Below are 16,128 nucleotides of genomic sequence, written 5' to 3'. Positions count from 1 at the left end.
GGCATCCGGGACGCCACGACACCCCGACTTCCAGAAACCCGAGTCGATCAAGCCGGGAGCGCAACCGGACCAGGCCGAGTCGGACCAGGCCGCGCCAGGCCAGGCCGCGCCTGGCCAGGCCAGGCCACGCCAGGCCAAGCCAGGCCGCGCCAGGCCAGGCCGCGCCAGGCCAGGCCAGGCCACGCCAGGCCAGGCCACGCCGTCGGCCCGTCAGGCTCCTCGGCCGGCCTCGTAGGGGCGTCCGCGTAGGCCACCCGAGCGCCGGTACGAGACCGACCCACCGTTGACTGCCGCCGGCAGGTCTCCCGGGCGGTCCAGGCCCATTGCGGCTCGGCGTACCCCCTCGCGCTGGGCGGCCAGGCGGCGTTGCGCCTCCCGGCGGGCCGCTGCCCGGCGGGCCTGTTCCCGGCGCACCTCGGCCTGTCGGGCGGCCAGCCAGGCCGCCTCGCGGGCTCGCGCGCGGCGGCGGCGACGCCCCGCGAGGGCCTGACCGCGCAGGTGGACGACGTACGTGGCCAGGAGCAGGAAGGTGACCGAGAAGCCGATCCAGAAGCCGGGGCTGACGAACAGCACGCCGACCAGCTCGACGACGTTGAGGAGCAGCAGCGCGGCGAGCACCCGCCGGCGCCGGTACACGGCGGGGGTGTGCTGTCGGCGCGGCGGCGGGCGGCGGCGGGACCGCTTGGGTGCGGGTGGCACGGCGCGCAGCCGACCGGAGCGGCGGGCGGCCGGGGGCGCGGAGACCGGCGCACCCAACACACCCGTAGTCGCATTCTCACTCAGGGTGACGATCAGGGAGCGCGGTGGGTGGACGGGTCGCCGTCCGGGCACAGTGCGGCGTCGTCGGCGGCGCTGGAGCACCCGCGCCGTCGACTGCGCCCGCTCCGCCACCAGCCGCTCGGTGGCGTCGTACCGGCGGACCAGCGCCGGGGCCAGGGCGAGCAGGCCGGCGGCGGCGAGGACGGCGAGGAGCACCGAGGTCGGCACCCTCACCCCTCCCGTCACCGAATTCGTCGCAACCGCCACCGGACCGCAGGATCTTCCACCGATCGCGCCTTGGTGCGTGGATCGTCCGGCCGGGGAGCGCTTGCCGCAGCTTGCAGTTACTTGAGGTTACGGCGCGCCGACCGGGATGCCACCGCGCCGCGCCGATCCCGTCTGTGGGACGGCGCTGCGGAAGCGGGGAAATCCTCCTACCGGGCGTCGGCGCGTACCCGGTGCCAGCGGGCCAACAGCCCGCCCTCGGCGGCGATCTCCTCGCTCGTCATCGCGTATCCGATGTGGTCACGCCAAGCGCCGTCGATGTGCATGTAGCGCACGTGGTACGACTCCTCGCGGAAGCCCAGTTTCTCCACCACCCGTCGGGACGGCCGGTTCTCCGGACGGATGTTGACCTCCACGCGGTGCAGCCCTCCCGGGCCGAACGCGTGGTCGACGGCGAGCGCGAGCGCTGTCGGGATCACACCTCGGCCGGCGACCCGGGCGTCCACCCAGTAGCCGACGTAGCCGGAGCAGAGCGCCCGCCGCACGATGCTGCCCACGTTGATGTGCCCGACCAGCCGGTCCCGGTCGGCCTCGCGCAGACAGACCGCGAACGGCATTCCCTCACCCTCGCGGGCGGAACGACGCTGGTCACGGTGCACCCAGCGGAACGCGGCCGGCGAGTTGAGGTCGTCCCAGGCGCCGGGCAGCGACGATTCCCAGGGTGCCAGCCAGGCCCGGTTGGCCCGCCGTATCTCCGACCATGCCGCCGCGTCGGAGCGCCGGTAGGGCCGCAGCAACACCGGGCCGTCCGCCAACTCCACCGGCCAGCCCGGTGCCCGCGGGGGTCCGAAGAGACTCACCCGCACAGTCTCCCGCGCGGGACCGTGTCGCGCGCAAGTTGACCCACCGCGTGGACCCGATGACCGCGCGGCGCCCGAGGGGCCAGCCGGCGGATCGACCGGGTCACCGTCACCGGCGGCGGTCCAACAGCAGGACGTCCACTGTCGAACCAGCGGCGGCCGTGGTGACCCGCTCGCCGAGCACCAGCAGGCCGTTCGCCTCGGCCAGCCCGGAGAGCGTGAACGGCCCACCGCTGAGAGGCTGGACCGTGTATCCACCGCCGCGTCGCTCGGCGACGTGCGCCGGTCGGAACTCGCGCAGCCCCGTCGGCGACGAGACGGTCTCCAGCAGGTGCGCGCGCACACTGGGTCGGAACACCGGCTCGGCGCCGGCGAGCAGTTGGATGGCGGGGCGGGCCAGCACCTCGAAACCGATCAGCGCGGCGCCCGGGTCGCCGGGCAGGCAGACCACCGGCACCTCCTCGGCGCCGACGGTGCCGAACCCGAGCGCGGTGCCGGGATAGAGCGCCACGTCGGTGAACGTGACAGGCCCGGCCCGGCCGCCCTCGCGGCGGGACAGGATCCGGCGCACCATGTCTCCGGGGCCGGTGCCGGTGCCCCCGGTGGTGATGATCAGGTCGGCGCGCAGGGTCTGGTCCTCCAGCAGCCCGCGCAGCCCCTCCGGGTCGTCGTCGCAGATCCCCACCCGGTACGCCAGTGCGCCCACCTCGGCCGCGGCGGCGGTCAACGCGTGCGAGTTCGCGTCCACCACCTGCCCGGGCTGACTGCCCCGACCCACGTCGACCAGTTCGTCGCCGGTGGCCACGATGACCACCCGTGGGCTGGGCCGGACCACCACGTGCCCGATACCGGTGGCGGCGAAGACCGCGACCAGGGCCGGCGAGACGTACGTGCCGGCGCGCGCGAGCAGAGTGCCGACGGGCAGTTCCTCACCGGCTCGGCGCACCCCGTACCCCCGTTTGGGGGTGCGGAAGATCTCCACCGCGGCCATGCCCTGGTCGGTCCACTCCACCGGAACCACCACGTCCGCGGCGACCGGCAGCGGCGCCCCGGCGGCCACCGAGAAGCACGAACCCGGGGTGAGCCGGACCGGCCGCCAGCTCGCGGCACCCAGATCGCCCACCACGTTGAGCCGGATGCTCCGGCCGCCGGGCGTGCCGGAGGGGGCCGGGACGTAGCTCGGGCCCCGCCCCCCTCCGGAAATGTCCTCCCAGCGGGCCGCGTAGCCGTCCACGGCAGCCTGGTCGAAGGCCGGGAAGGCGTGCGGCGCGACGACGTCCTCGGCGAGGACGTTGCCGTGCGCCTGGGTGAGGTCGAGGTCGAGTGGCGGCAGCGCGCGTAACCTGCGCAGCACGCTGCCCAGGTAGTCGGCGAGCGGCGTCAACTCGTTCGCGGCCGCCTCGGCGTCGGCCGTCGCGGTCATGTACCAGATCCGCCCGCCGCGTCGGCCTTGACGAAGTCGGCCAGCCAGGAGCGGAACTCGCTGCCCAGGTCCTCGCGCTCGGCGGCGATCTGCACCACCGTCTGCAGGTAGCCCAGCGGCATGCCGGTGTCGTAGCGGGTGCCCCGGTAGACGATCGCGTGCACCGGGGTGCCCTCGGTGCGCAGCAGCTCCATCGCGTCGGTCAGCTGGATCTCGCCGCCGCTGCCCGGCTTGGTCCGCCGGATCGCGTCGAAGATCTTGCCGGGCAGCACGTAGCGGCCGAGCACCGCGAGGTTGCTGGGCGCGTCCTCCGGCTGCGGCTTCTCCACCATCCCGGTCACCTTGACGACCTCACCGATGTCGGTCAGCTCCGACTCGGCCGGTTCGACGGAGGCGATGCCGTACCGCTTGGTCTCGGCCGGGTCGACCTCGAAGAACGCGAGCACCACACCGCCGGTGCGGGCCTGCAGCTCCAGCATCGCCGGCAGCAGCGGCTCCGACGGCTTGACGAACTCGTCACCGAGCAGCACCGCGAAGGGCTGGTCGCCGACGTGCGACTCGGCGTACCCGACGGCGTGGCCGAGCCCGAGCTGCTCGGGCTGCCGGACGGTGTAGATCTCGGCCAGCTCACTGGGGCGACGCACGGCGGCCAGCCGCTCGGCGTCACCCTTCTCCTCCAGCCTGGTCTCCAGGTCTGGGCGACGGTCGAAGTGGTCCACCATCGACGTCTTACCCCGACCGGTGATCAGCAACACGTCACCGATGCCGGCCTGGGTGGCCTCCTCGACGATGTACTGCAGAACCGGCCGATCCACCACCGGCAGCAGCTCCTTGGGCACCGCCTTGGTGGCTGGCAGGAACCGGGTGGCCAGTCCGGCGGCCGGGATGACGGCCTTGACCGCCAGGGGACGGCCAGTTGCGGCGACCGTCGATGAGGGGTTCGCTGAGTGCTCCGACATGCCGCGAGACTATCGGCCACGGCTCTGTCGCGGCGGGTGTGGCCCAGAAGACGCGCCGCCACCCGGCCCCGGCCGGGCGGCGTCCGGGCCGGCCCGCGCCCCGCCGGTCGCGCTGTCCGGGCCGTCGCCGGCCGGTTCCGGCCGTGCGTGCGCCGCAGATGATTCCGGTACGCCCACAGCCGGCTCCGACCGGGCGGGCCCGCCCGGCTCCCGGATGACCTGCGCGGGCTGACCGGCGCGCGGCAGCCCGTCGGGTGGACTGACCGCGCAGGCGAGCACCGGTATCTCCCGCGTCGGCACGTCCGGGCGCACCTCGGCGACCCGGTACGTGTCGCGGCCGGCCGCCTTGGCCGCGTAGAGCGCATCGTCGGCGGCCTCCAGCACCTCCCGCCCGGTGCTGCCGTTGTCCGGGTAGACGGCGATGCCCACCGACACGGTCACCAGGACCGGCCCTGCGTACGCCTCGACGGCGATCGGCGTCTCGCGAACCGCCGCGCCGAGTCGCTCGGCCACGATCGCCGCGCCCCGCGCGTCGGTCTCCGGCAGCAGCAGCACGAACTCCTCACCGCCCTGCCGGAAGGCCAGGTCGACCTCGCGGATCTCGCCGCGCACCCGCCGGGCGAACTCGGCCAGCACGGTGTCCCCCGCAGCGTGCCCGTACGTGTCGTTGACGTCCTTGAAGCGGTCGAGGTCCATCGCGAGGATGCTGAGCATCCGCCCGAACCGGCTGGCCCGTTCCACCTCCCGCCGGATCGACTCGCCCAGGTAGCGGTAGTTCCACAGCCCGGTGAGCGGGTCGGTGAGCGAGAGCCGCTGCGCTTCCTCGTGCACCCGCACGTTGTCCACAGCCACGGCCGCGTGGCCGGCGAAGGTGCGCAGGGTGACCAGGTCGTCGTCATCGAACTCGTCGGCGCCCAGCCGGTCGTACAGGGCCAGCACGCCGAGTGCCCCCGCCGCGCCGGCCTCGTCGCCGGACCCGCCGAGGGTGGGCGCGGTGCCTCCGCCCGGGGCCGCGAACGGCACCGCGACGTACGTGCGGCAGCGCGGCTCACCCGACGGAACCTCGGTCGGCTCCACCCTCCCCCGCTGTGGTTCGCCGGTGGCGGCGACCGCACCGACCACACCGACCCCCACCGGCACCCGGAGCGTCGACGACCCGTCCGTGTCGCCCTCCGGCCACCGCCCGTCCAACCCCTCGGTGCACTGTGCGACAAGAACCCCGCCCGCCTCCACCAGCAGCACCGCGCCGGCACGCGCGCCGGTCGCGCCGATGGCGCTGCGCAGGATCACCCGCAGGATGCGTTGCAGGTCGTGCGTGCTGGCCAGGGTGTCGCCGAGCACGGCGAGGTGCCCGCGAAGCTGGTCGCGGTTGCTGGTCAACGCCGCGACGTAGGAGCCCGTCTCCCGGGTCATCCGGTTGAACGCGGCGGCCAGCCGACCCAGCTCGTCGCGGCTGCGGACCGGCACGCGGGCGGTCAGGTCGCCCTGGGCCACCCGGTCCACCGCACCGGCCAGCTCCACCAGCGGCCGGGTGGTCACCCGGGCCAGCCGCCAGGCGGTCAGCACGGCGAGCAGCCCGGCCAGCACGACCACCCCCACCAGCGTGGCGTGCAGCCCCGGCGGCCGTTCACTGGGCACGGAGAGCACCAGTGGCAGCGGCTGCGCGTCGGACGGCCCGATCCTCCGCACGTACCGGCCCTCGGTGGTTTCGGTGACCCGCTCGCCCTCGACGGTGCTGGCGGCGGCCAGTACCGCGTCGCGTACCTCCCGGGACTCGGTGGTGTGGGTGACCCGCGCGGCGCTCGCTCCGCTGTCGAGCAGGGTGACCGCCACCCCGGTCACCGCCGCCAGCCGGGCCACGAAGGCCGGGTCGACCAGTTGCGCGGCGGTCACCGTGCCTCGCAGCGTGCCGGCGCGGTCGCGCAGGTCGACGTGGGCGGCCAGCGCCCGGACGGGGCTGGCCGGACCGGTGGCCGAGCCGGAGCAGTCCCGCCACGGGGTCGGCGGCGCGCCCGGCGAGACGTAGCTGACCTCGCCGGTCAGGTCGGTGATCAGCACCGCGGCGGCCAGGCCCCGACCGACCAGTTGGGCGGCGCCGACGGCCGGCTCGGCGGTGAGCGCCACCGCGTCGGCGGTGGCCCGCAGCTGCTGGCAGAGCGCGTCGACCGAGGTACGAACTGTGGACGCCGCCACCGCTAGGCGCTCGGTGGAGCGGCTGCGGTCGACGGCCGCGACCGTGGAGGCGACGAACAGCGCGCCGAGCAGGACCGGCCCGAGCACCACCACGAGGAAGGCTGCTGTCAACCGCCCGCGTAGCGTCACTCGGTCCCCCCGGAAGTTCCGCCTCCGTTGCTTGCGATGCTGACACAGTGCAACCGTGGGAGAGGCGTTGCGTCAGGAGTGTTGCGTGCCGGAATTTTCTTATGAAGCGGAAGTGACCCGTACGGCGAAGCGGGAAGCCCGCGCCGACCTGCTCGCCCGCCGCCGCTCGCTGCCCGGCCCCACCCGGGCCGCCGCCGCCGGGCGCGTGCAGGCCGAGCTGGTCGCCCTGGTACGCAGACTGCGCCCGCGCAGGATGACGGCGTACGTGCCGGTCGGCTCCGAACCGGGCGGCGCCGACCTGCCGGAGGCACTGCGGGCGGCGTTGCCCACCGACGCCCAGCTGCTGCTGCCCGTGCTCCTCGACGACCTCGATCTGGACTGGGCGGCATATACCGGGCCCGAGGACCTGATCGCCGCGGGTCGGGGCATGCGAGAGCCGACCGGCGCCCGCCTCGGGGTGGCCGCCGTGGCGGACGCGGAACTGGTGGTCGTACCGGCTCTCGCGGTCGACCATTACGGCCGGCGACTCGGACGCGGCGGCGGCTCGTACGACCGCGCCCTCGCCCGGGTGCCCGAGTCGACGCTGACCGTGGTGCCTCTGCACGACGGGGAACTGGTCGAGGCGCTGCCGGCGGAGGCACACGACCGGCTTGTCCGCGCGGTCGTCACACCCGCCGACGGGGTGCGTACGCTTGACGGCGGCCCGGGTGCGGCGCATGGTGTCGCGCCCCACACGTCCGCTGGACGAACCCGGGCCGGATGACGCACCATTGGCACTCGAATACGTCGAGTGCCAATTGGCTGAGCCCAGATCCGGAGGAGAACGTGCCCACGTACCAGTACGCCTGCACCACGTGCGGTCAGCAGCTCGAGGCGGTGCAGTCCTTCTCTGACGAGCCGCTGACCGAGTGCCCGGCGTGTCAGGGGCGGCTGCGCAAGGTCTTCAACTCGGTCGGCATCGTCTTCAAGGGCTCGGGCTTCTACCGCACCGACTCGCGGGCGTCCGGCTCCGAGACGACGGCCGGCGGCACGGCCACCAAGCCCGGCAAGTCCGAGTCGTCCTCCGGTGAGGGCTCGGGGTCGTCCGGTTCCTCCTCCTCGGGGTCGGGTTCGTCTTCCGGTTCGGGGTCGTCGTCCTCGGGTTCGTCGTCCGGTGGGTCCTCCGGTGGGTCCTCCGGTGGCTCGCCGTCGGGTGGGTCGAGCGGCGGCAAGGCCCCTGCGGCCAGCTCCGCGTCCTGACCCCGGCGGCATGACCCGTGATCCACTCGGGTTCACGGAAACCGGCCTGTCCCGGCGCCCTGACACCCCGAGTTCCGTGAAGTCGAGTCGATCAAGGCCGCTGCCGTAGCAGACCGGGCCGGCCGGTGGGCGTTGTCCACAGGCCGGCCGGTTATCCACAGGCGCTGGCCGACGGTCGACCAACTGCGGTTGGAACGGCCTAACCTGCCGCCGAGGGTGTCGCTGCGACGTCCTCGGACGGGAGGCGGCAGCAACGATGGGCGATCCAGATTCCGCGCGGGCGTTGCGTCCGCTGCGCCGGCTCACAGTGCCGGGCGGGCGCACCCTGCTCCGGGCCGGTCTGGTCGCCGTGCTGCTCGGCCTGGCCGCTGCCGTTCTGCACACCCCGCCCAGTTGTCCGCCGACGGCCGAGCCATCCCGTGCGCCGACGGGCACCGACGGCACGGCCGGGCGGTTCGACGAGGGCGGGCCGACCGACCCCGGTGGGGCAGTGTCCACCGACGACAGCGATACGGCCGGGCCGCCGCCAACCCGCGCCACCGCCGGGGGCAGCTCGACCACCGGCAGCGGCACCGCCGGAGACGGCAGCACTGGCAGGGACGGCACGACCACCGGGAGCGGGAGGACCAGCCCGCTGCCGCTGCCCAGTGGCGCTGTGGGGGTGCCGGTCCGATTGGCCGAGCCGGCCGCGCTGGCGGTGGCCCGCCCGGGGACCCGGGTCGACCTGCTCGCCGCGACACCGGGTGGGGCGGGCACCGAGGCGACGTTGCTCGCGCCCGCGGCGCTGGTGCTGGACGTGCTGGGCGCCGACGTGACCGACGGGTCCTCGGCGCTCTACCTGGCGCTCCACCCCGACCAGGCGAAACGCGCCGTCGGGCTGCCCGAGGGCACCCGGTTCGCCATCGTCGTACGCGGTTGAGCGCTCACCGCACCAGCGGGGTCACTCCCAGTGCGGAGGGCGTTCGGCGAGCAGCCAGTCGTCGTTGCCACCCGACCGCTCACCCCAGCCCCGGTCGGTGTCGTCGGAGGTCTGCTCGGGCAGCACCACGAAGTCTTCGCTCAGGTCGACGGTGCGGTCGTCGTCGTCGCGTACGCCCTGCTTGCCGGGGTCCTCGGTGCTCACGAGCGGCAAGACTAGCGCAACCGGGTGCCTCCACCGCGTCGTTGACGGTCGGATCCTGGGCAGGGTCGCCGACGGTGGCACGCCGGTGAGAAACGACCCGCCCGCTCCCCACGTTGGTAGCGTCGGACGGCGTGACGACCCCCAGCGGTGGCAGCACCCCGGACGACTACTGGCGACGGCCCGGCACCGGTGCCGATGCGGTGCCGAACCATCCCCCCGCCACGCCGCCGGGCGGACACACCAGCCCACCGCCGAGCGGGCCCGCCGACCCAGCCCCGAGCGGACACGCCAGCCCACCCCCGAGCGGGTACGCCGGCCCGCCGCCGAGCGTGCCGCCGCCGAGTGGTTGGCGTCCACCCGTACACCTGCAGCCGGCACCGCCGCGGCGGCTACCGCCGCAGGACATGGCCGACCTGGACGCGGCCGAGCAGCGTTCGCAGCGGGTCACCTACGGTTTCGGCGCGGCGGCCGCTGTGGTGCTGGTGGTCCTGGTCTGCCTGCTCTGCTCGCGGGTCATCTTCTAGAGCGGCGGGCAGAGCAGGTCAGAGGGTGGTGCCCCAGACGGCCTCGGCGCCGCTGTGCCCGGTCAGGTAGACGTAGACCAGGGCGGCGATGGACAGCGCCACGACCGCCACCGCCAGCACCGGGGTGACCAGCGCCGGCAGTTGCGGCACCCGGGGGTGCCCGCTGGTGACGACCAGCAGCAGGATGGCCCCGATTCCCAGCGGCACGACAATGCGGAACAGGATGTCGCCGTAGCGGGAGTGCTCGAAGATCTGGTCGAGGATCTGCCCCTGGAAACCCCGGGCGACCAGCGCGTCGGTGAACACCTCTCCCGACTTGACGGCCACGAAGGCGGTCACCGGTGCGGCCACGGCAAGGAGACCCAGGGCCCAGTCCAGCCGGTGCCGCCACCGTGGCAGACCGACGTACGCGATGGCCAGCACCGCCAGCAGCGGCACGAACACGACGACCGCGTGGACCACCAGGACGTGTGCCGGTAGACCCAGGATCTCCTCGAACATCGAACCCTCCAGGTGGATCACGGTCAGGGGGTGGTCAGCGTACGGTCCGCCGATCGTCCCGAGGCTCTCGACCGGAGACACGTGCGACGCGGCCATCGGGTTCACCGTCCCGGGTCGTGAGCACGATCCTGCCGTGCTGTGTCGGTGGCCACCCGGGCCCGGCGACGGTTGTCGATGCTGGTCGCGCGTGCTGTCATTGGCCAATGTCCGGTGCCGAGGAGCTGCTGCGATCGAAGGGCCTACGTGTCACGCGGCCACGCCTCGCGGTGCTCGACGTGCTCGACGGCGGCGGTCACCTGGAGGTCGACGAGATCACCCGGCGGGTCCGTGAACGCCTCGACTCGGTGTCCACCCAGGCGGTCTACGACGTGCTGGGTGCGCTGTCCCGGGCCGGGTTGTCCCGCCGGATCGAGCCGGCCGGCAGTCCCGCGCGTTACGAGGCGCGCGTTGGCGACAATCACCACCACGTGGTCTGCCGGGGCTGCGGCGAGATCGCCGACGTCGACTGCGCGGTGGGCAGCGCGCCGTGTCTGGAGCCGAGCGTGTCGCACGGGTTCGAGGTGGACGAGGCGGAGGTGACCTTCTGGGGTCTCTGCCCGGGCTGCCGGGCTCGTCGCTCCGCCGACGTCTGAGCCGCCGGCACCGACGGGACGTGCCCGACGAGGCCGGGGCGACCGTGGCACTCTTGGACGGTGGACTCCGATGACCTCGGCCTCTTCGGTCCGGGTTCGGTCACGTGGAAGGTGCACGAGGAGCCGATCCTGATCGTCGCGGGCCTGCGCTCGCTCTACCTCCAGGCGTTGCATCCCCGGGCGATGGCCGGGGTGGCGCAGAACAGCAACTACCGCGCGGACGCCTGGGGCCGCCTGGCCCGCACCGCCACGTACGTCGAGACCACCGTCTACGGGACCACCGCCGAGGCGGAGACGGCCGGGGCCCGGCTGCGCCGGCTGCACGATCGGCTGCGCGCCACCGATCCTCTCACCGGCGAGGAGTTCCGGATCGACGAGCCGGACCTGCTGCGCTGGGTGCACGTCACCGAGGTCGAGTCGTTCCTCAGCACGGCCCGACGGGCCGGGCTGCCGCTCACCGACGAGGAGGTGGACGGCTATTACACCGAGCAGCGCCGGTCCGCCGCTCTGGTCGGCCTGGACCCGGCCACCGTCCCGGGCACCGCGGCCGAGGTCGCGGAGTACTACCGCGCCGTACGGCCGGAGCTGCGGATGACCCGGGAGGCCGCCGAGACGGCGATTTTCCTGACCGCCCCGCCGCTGCCGTGGAAGCTCAGCCTGCCGGCCCGGTTGGGGCTCAACCTCGGCCCGCCGCGCTGGGCGTACCTGGGGATCGCCGGCACCGCGTTCGGACTGCTGCCGGGGTGGGCGCGTCGGATGTACGGCGGGCTCGGCCTACCCACCACCGCCCTGTCGGCGGACCTGTCCGTGCGCGCCCTGCGGCTCGCGTTCGCCGCCGTGCCCCGTCGCTATCTGGAGGGGCCGTTGATTCTGGCCGCCAAGGAACGGGCCGCGCGTCACGCTGCCACCACGTTGGCCGGCTGACCCGGCGCCGCCGCCGGAGGTCAGCTGTCGGTGTGCCGGTCCACGGCCGCCCATGGCTCCTTGCCGGGCACCTGCGCGCCGGTCGGGCAGTGCCGCCGGAAGTCACACCAGCCGCAGCGCGGGCCGGGTGCCACCGGGAACGCCTCGTCCGCGTCGGCGCCGTCCGCGACCGCCCGTTCGGCGGTCATGATGTCGCGGGCCGTCTCCTCCGCGCGGGTCAACTGCCGGGCCAGCGACTCGACGGTGTGGTCGTGGCCGGCGACCGTGCCGGTCGGCAGGTGGTGCAGCTCCACCCGACGGCACGGCCGTCGGAACACCCGCTCGGCCGCGTACGCGTAGAGCGCCAACGCCTGCGAGCCGCGCGCGTCGTCGGTGTCCAGCCCGCTGCGACCGGTCTTGTAGTCGACGATGACCAGCTCCGGCCCCTCTGGCCCGGGCCGGGAGTCGATCCGGTCGGCGCGACCGTTGAACGCCAGCACGGCGGTCTTCACCGCCACCACCCGCTCCACGCCGAGCGGGTCGGAGTCGGCCTCCAGCGTCTCGACGTACGCCTCCAACCAGCCCAACGCCCGCCGGTAGGCGGCCCGCTCCTGCTCGTCGTCGCGATAGCCCTCGCGGACCCAGGTGCCCTTGAGCAGGGTGGCCAACGCCTCAGGGCGACGCCGGTCGGCGGGCAACGCATACCAGTTCTTCAGGGCGGTGTGCACGCTGGCGCCGAGCGAGTTGTGCGCCCACGGCGCGCCCTTGGGTGGCGTCGGCCGGTCGACGTAGGAGTAGCGGTAGCGACGCGGGCAGTCCGCGAACGCGCCGAGTTTGCTCGGTGTGCAGACGAACAGGCGCTCCGGCATGCCCTCGAAGCCGAGCTGCTCGGCGTCGCCGGCGCGCTGCCGCGGGGCCCGGCCGCCGGCGGCGGGCCGCCCCGCTGATGAGGATCGTCGCACGCCTGAAATCCTGCCATCCCCCTCCGACATCGGGCGCGTGCCGTCAGGCCATGTTCACGTACTGCGTGACGAAGGCGGCCACCGCGTCGGCGATGAGCTGCACGGCGATCGCGGCCAGCAGCAGGCCGGCAATCCGGGTCAGCACCTCGATCCCGCCCGGCCGGAGGATCTTCACGATGCCGCCGGAGAAGCGCAGGACGATCCAGACGGCGACCATCACGGCGAGGATCGCCACGGCGATGGCGCTGAACTCTCCCAGTCCGTCGGCCTGCTGGACGAAGAGCATGGTGGCCACGATGGCACCCGGGCCGGCCAGCAACGGCGTGCCCAGCGGCACCAGCGCGATGTTGGAGGTGACCTGCTGGCTCGGGTCGTCGGCCTTGCCGGTCAGCAGCTCCAGAGCGACGAGCACGAGCAGCAGCCCACCTGCTGCCTGCAACGCCGGCAGGTCCACGTGCAGGTAGTCCAGCAGGGTCTGCCCCGCCACCGCGAAGACCACGATCACGCCCAACGCCAGCGTGACGGCCTGCCAGGCCGCCCGGTTACGGTCGCGGGCGGGCAGCGGGCCGGTCAACGCCAGGAAGATCGGCATCATGCCCGGCGGGTCGGTGATCACCAGCAGGGTCACGAAAACCTCGCCGAACAGCTTCAGATCCACGTGATCAACCTAGCCGCGCCGAGATTCCCCAAAATGGGGATCAGCCGGAAGCGACCTCGGTCACGCCTTCGGCGACGATCCGCTCGTACGCCTCGACGCCGGTGCTGAACTCGCCGAGCTGGACGGTCTTGTGCGTGCCGTGGAAATCCGAGGAGCCAGTGACGAAGAGGCCCAGGTCGGCGGCGAGCGCTCGCACGTGCGCACGCTCGGCCGGGCTGTGGTCCTCGTGGTCGGCCTCGAGCCCGGCCAGCCCGGCGGCGGCCAGCTCGGCGATCAACTCGTCGGGCACCACCCGGCCGCGTCGGGTGGCCCGGGGATGGGCGAAGACCGGCACGCCGCCGGCCGACCGCACCAGCCGGATCGCCCGGAACACGTCGATGTCGTCCTTGGGCAACCGGTACCGCTCGCCCAGCCAGTCCGGGCCGAACGCCTCCCGGGTGCTGCCGACCAGGCCGATCCGGATCAGTGCCTGGGCGATGTGCGGCCGGCCCACCGTGCCGCCGCCCGCTCCGGCCAGGATGTCCGGCCAGCTCACGTCGATGCCGTCGGCGCGCAACAGCGCGACGATCCGTTCTCCGCGATGTTCCCGGGCGGCCCGGACCCGGGCCAGCTCGGCGACCAGCTCCGGGTGGTCCGGGTCGAACAGGTACGCCAGCAGGTGCAGCGGCACCGCCGGCTCGGTGCCGGACCAGCGGCAGGACAACTCCGCCCCCCGGACCAGGCGTAGTCCCGGCGGCAGCGCGCCGACGGCCGGCGCCCAGCCGGCGGTGGTGTCGTGGTCGGTGATCGCCAGCACGTCCAGCCCGGCCTGGGCGGCCGCGCGGACCAGCTCCGCCGGGGTCAGGGTGCCGTCGCTGGCCGTCGAGTGGGTGTGCAGGTCGATCCGCGGGGCGGCGCCGGTACGCGAGGTCACCGCCCGACGCTACCCAGGGATAACCGAGCCCGCCTCGCGAAGGTCATCCCGACCGCGTCAAAAGCTGTTCACCAGGACCGGCCGCTCCCCGGCGGGCAGGCCGGGCACCGGCTCGGGTCTGGCGGGCTCCCCTGCCCATACCCGGGCGGGGTCGACCCGGACCAGGGCACCGGCCTCGTCGAGGTAGGAGGCGTGGGAGTCGTTGTTCCAGACGACCGTGCCAATCATCGGCGGCCCGGCCGGAACGGCGGTCGTGACCGGGCCGAGTTGCCGCAGGTCGACCAGGAGGGCCCGGTCGGCCCTGCCCACCCGTCCGTTCACCAGCAGCCACCGTCCGTCGGCGGAGATTTCGCCGACGCCGTCCTGGCTGAGGTCCGGCCCGCAGCCGGAGTCCACCGGGGTCAGGTGGCGCGTCGGGTCGAGCACGGCCAGGCAGGTCCCGCGCGGGTCGGTCGCGGCGATCTGACCGACCAGCCGCCCGTCGGGCAGCGCTCCGTAGACGTGGAGGGTCTGTCGGTCGACGGTCGCGGGCAGCGGCCCGGCGCCGGGCCGCCAGAGGGTGTGGCCGGTGCCGGCGGGGTCGAGTCGGACCAGCACGTTGTCACCGACGAACCGGACGGGCTCCGCGCCCGTGGGCGTCGGCGTGCGTACCGCGCCGATGAGCTGGGTGCCGACCACCCCCGCCACCAGCAGGTCGCCGCCGTCACGCCAGGCGACCTGGCGGCTGTCCGGTGCCAGGACGATGGGGCCGGCCCCGGCCAGCAGGACCTGCACCAGGCCGTCGTTCTGCACCACCCAGAGGGATCGGCCGGCGGTGGTCGCCGTGCCGACCACCAACCAACCGGTACCGCCGGGCAGGAGCTGGGCGTGTTCGGCCGGCCCGACGTCGGGTAGCACCAGCCGCTTACCGTCGGCGCTGACCAGCGTCTCGCTCACCAGCAGGGACGCGGACGTTCCGGGCGAGGGACCGGGGCCCGGGGCGCTGACCGTCGGGATCGGCCGGCTGGACGGGTCCGGATCACCGATCACCACGATGGGCGTGCCGTCGCGCCTGGTCTCGGCACCGAGCTGGGCCATCCCGGCGCTCAGCAGCACGGTGACGGCCGCCGCGAGGGTAAGGCCGGTTGCGGTGCGCCGACGACGGATCCGGTTCGCGCGGCGGATCGCCTGACCCGCCGGGTCGGCTACCAGGGGGCGGGCAAGGGCGACCTGGTGCGAGAGGGTCTCCCGCACCGCACCTTCCAGCTCGTCAGGCCGCACCTGGTTAGAACGCCGAGGGCCGTCCGTCAGGTTGTCGGACCGGCCGGGGAATCCGCTCACTGCTGGTCCCCGGAGCCCGTGCCGACGGGCACGGCCGCCGGGGCGGTGGGCAGCACGAGCGGCGGGCCGATCGGACGCGGAGCGACCGGGCGGGGCGCGGCCGGGTGGGGAACGGCTGGCTGGGGAACGGCTGGGCTTTCCGCCTGCCGGGGTCGGCGCGTCGCGGCGGCACCGGTGGTCGGGTGCTGCCCGGCCGGGGCGCCACGTCGGGAGGCGCCGGCAGCGGCCGGACGACCGGTGGCAGTCGGTGGCGCTGGCCGGCCGGCGATGCCGGCAGCGGCGGCGAGCTCCGGTGCGTCGGCTCCCAACCGTCGACGCAGCGTGGCCAGGGCTCGCGACGCCTGGCTCTTCACCGTGCCCGGTGAGATGTCGAGCATCGCGGCGGTCTGCGCCTCCGACATGTCCTCGTAGTAGCGCAGCACCAGCACCGCCCGCTGCCGGTTGGGCAACTCCCTGAGGTGCCGCCACAGCAGGTCACGGTCGAGCTGCTGCTCGATCTCGTCGACACCGGCGCGTTCGGGCAGCACCTCGGTCGGGCGTTCACCGTGCCAGCGCCGCCGCCACCAGCTCGTCGACGTGTTGACCATCACACGCCGGGCGTACGGCTCGACCGCCTCGATCCCACCGAGCCGCTTCCACGCGAGGTAGGTCTTGGTCAGTGCCGTCTGAAGCAGGTCCTCGGCCGTGGCCCAGTCTCCGGTGAGCAGATAAGCGGTGCGCAGGAGCGCGGCGGAGCGGGCCGCGACGAACTCGCGGAACTGCTCCTCCAACGAGTCCCTGCTCGCCACCGCCCACCTCCACACCC

Annotated in this window: 18 protein-coding genes; 6 read left to right on the top strand and 12 right to left on the bottom strand. The window is 73.9% G+C overall.

The genetic code is table 11. The annotated features are described in order from the left end of the window. Positions 1-210 precede the first annotated feature (210 nt). The 5 genes from sepX to HNR22_RS22790 form a co-directional block, all read right to left on the bottom strand. Positions 211-993, bottom strand: coding sequence for a divisome protein SepX/GlpR (sepX, locus tag HNR22_RS22810; protein WP_179782051.1), 783 nt, complete (start codon positions 991-993; stop codon positions 211-213). A 200-nt stretch (positions 994-1,193) separates the two neighbouring features. Beyond that, a complete protein-coding gene (locus tag HNR22_RS22805) occupies positions 1,194-1,844 on the bottom strand; it encodes a GNAT family N-acetyltransferase (RefSeq protein WP_099850333.1) in 651 nt (216 codons plus the stop codon). A gap of 109 nt (positions 1,845-1,953) precedes the next feature. Beyond that, on the bottom strand, positions 1,954-3,267 hold the full coding sequence (locus HNR22_RS22800) for a molybdopterin molybdotransferase MoeA (protein WP_179782050.1): 1,314 nt from the start codon (positions 3,265-3,267) through the stop codon (positions 1,954-1,956). After that, the gene (locus HNR22_RS22795) at positions 3,264-4,226 is read right to left on the bottom strand and encodes a UTP--glucose-1-phosphate uridylyltransferase (protein ID WP_179782049.1); all 963 of its coding nucleotides are present in this window, start codon (positions 4,224-4,226) and stop codon (positions 3,264-3,266) included. Before HNR22_RS22795 ends, HNR22_RS22800 begins: the two co-directional genes overlap by 4 nt. Positions 4,227-4,235: 9 nt before the next feature. Beyond that, positions 4,236-6,548 (bottom strand): diguanylate cyclase, encoded by a 2,313-nt coding sequence (locus HNR22_RS22790; protein ID WP_179782048.1) that lies wholly within the window; start codon positions 6,546-6,548, stop codon positions 4,236-4,238. Positions 6,549-6,660: 112 nt separating this feature from the next. Here HNR22_RS22790 and HNR22_RS22785 point away from each other — a divergent pair, with 112 nt between their 5' ends. From HNR22_RS22785 to HNR22_RS31475, 3 genes are all read left to right on the top strand, one after another. Then, positions 6,661-7,311 (top strand): 5-formyltetrahydrofolate cyclo-ligase, encoded by a 651-nt coding sequence (locus HNR22_RS22785; protein ID WP_425488071.1) that lies wholly within the window; start codon positions 6,661-6,663, stop codon positions 7,309-7,311. Between the two features lie 62 nt (positions 7,312-7,373). Further along, entirely contained in the window at positions 7,374-7,787 is a 414-nt protein-coding gene (locus HNR22_RS22780; RefSeq protein ID WP_179782046.1) for an FmdB family zinc ribbon protein, read from the top strand. 256 nt (positions 7,788-8,043) lie between these two features. After that, the gene (locus HNR22_RS31475) at positions 8,044-8,706 is read left to right on the top strand and encodes a flagellar biosynthesis protein FlgA (protein ID WP_246380993.1); all 663 of its coding nucleotides are present in this window, start codon (positions 8,044-8,046) and stop codon (positions 8,704-8,706) included. A 21-nt stretch (positions 8,707-8,727) separates the two neighbouring features. Here the strand turns inward: HNR22_RS31475 and HNR22_RS22765 are convergent, their stop codons facing one another. Beyond that, positions 8,728-8,910 carry a hypothetical protein gene (locus HNR22_RS22765; RefSeq protein ID WP_088952184.1) on the bottom strand — a complete coding sequence of 61 codons (183 nt, stop codon included), beginning with the start codon at positions 8,908-8,910 and terminating at the stop codon, positions 8,728-8,730. Positions 8,911-9,041: 131 nt separating this feature from the next. Here HNR22_RS22765 and HNR22_RS22760 point away from each other — a divergent pair, with 131 nt between their 5' ends. Then, a complete protein-coding gene (locus tag HNR22_RS22760; RefSeq protein WP_179782045.1) occupies positions 9,042-9,434 on the top strand; it encodes a hypothetical protein in 393 nt (130 codons plus the stop codon). An 18-nt stretch (positions 9,435-9,452) separates the two neighbouring features. Here the strand turns inward: HNR22_RS22760 and HNR22_RS22755 are convergent, their stop codons facing one another. Then, positions 9,453-9,935, bottom strand: a complete 483-nt coding sequence (locus HNR22_RS22755; RefSeq protein ID WP_179783683.1) for a DUF2231 domain-containing protein — start codon at positions 9,933-9,935, stop codon at positions 9,453-9,455. Between the two features lie 203 nt (positions 9,936-10,138). Here HNR22_RS22755 and HNR22_RS22750 point away from each other — a divergent pair, with 203 nt between their 5' ends. Further along, complete coding sequence (locus HNR22_RS22750) at positions 10,139-10,567, top strand: Fur family transcriptional regulator (RefSeq protein WP_179782044.1); 429 nt, start codon at positions 10,139-10,141, stop codon at positions 10,565-10,567. A 60-nt stretch (positions 10,568-10,627) separates the two neighbouring features. After that, the gene (locus HNR22_RS22745; protein WP_179782043.1) at positions 10,628-11,491 is read left to right on the top strand and encodes an oxygenase MpaB family protein; all 864 of its coding nucleotides are present in this window, start codon (positions 10,628-10,630) and stop codon (positions 11,489-11,491) included. Between the two features lie 20 nt (positions 11,492-11,511). Here HNR22_RS22745 and HNR22_RS22740 read toward each other — a convergent pair whose 3' ends face one another. From HNR22_RS22740 to HNR22_RS22720, 5 genes are all read right to left on the bottom strand, one after another. Next, on the bottom strand, positions 11,512-12,432 hold the full coding sequence (locus tag HNR22_RS22740) for a PD-(D/E)XK nuclease family protein (protein ID WP_179782042.1): 921 nt from the start codon (positions 12,430-12,432) through the stop codon (positions 11,512-11,514). 43 nt (positions 12,433-12,475) lie between these two features. After that, on the bottom strand, positions 12,476-13,090 hold the full coding sequence (locus tag HNR22_RS22735) for a MarC family protein (RefSeq protein ID WP_179782041.1): 615 nt from the start codon (positions 13,088-13,090) through the stop codon (positions 12,476-12,478). A 40-nt stretch (positions 13,091-13,130) separates the two neighbouring features. Further along, the gene (locus HNR22_RS22730; RefSeq protein WP_179782040.1) at positions 13,131-14,003 is read right to left on the bottom strand and encodes a PHP domain-containing protein; all 873 of its coding nucleotides are present in this window, start codon (positions 14,001-14,003) and stop codon (positions 13,131-13,133) included. A 57-nt stretch (positions 14,004-14,060) separates the two neighbouring features. Next, the gene (locus HNR22_RS22725) at positions 14,061-15,236 is read right to left on the bottom strand and encodes a hypothetical protein (RefSeq protein WP_179782039.1); all 1,176 of its coding nucleotides are present in this window, start codon (positions 15,234-15,236) and stop codon (positions 14,061-14,063) included. A gap of 83 nt (positions 15,237-15,319) precedes the next feature. Then, entirely contained in the window at positions 15,320-16,111 is a 792-nt protein-coding gene (locus tag HNR22_RS22720; protein WP_179782038.1) for a SigE family RNA polymerase sigma factor, read from the bottom strand. Positions 16,112-16,128: the final 17 nt, after the last annotated feature.

Source organism: Micromonospora jinlongensis (assembly GCF_013410645.1).
Lineage (GTDB): Bacteria > Actinomycetota > Actinomycetes > Mycobacteriales > Micromonosporaceae > Micromonospora > Micromonospora zamorensis.
This window is presented reverse-complemented; position numbering and strand designations above follow the sequence as displayed.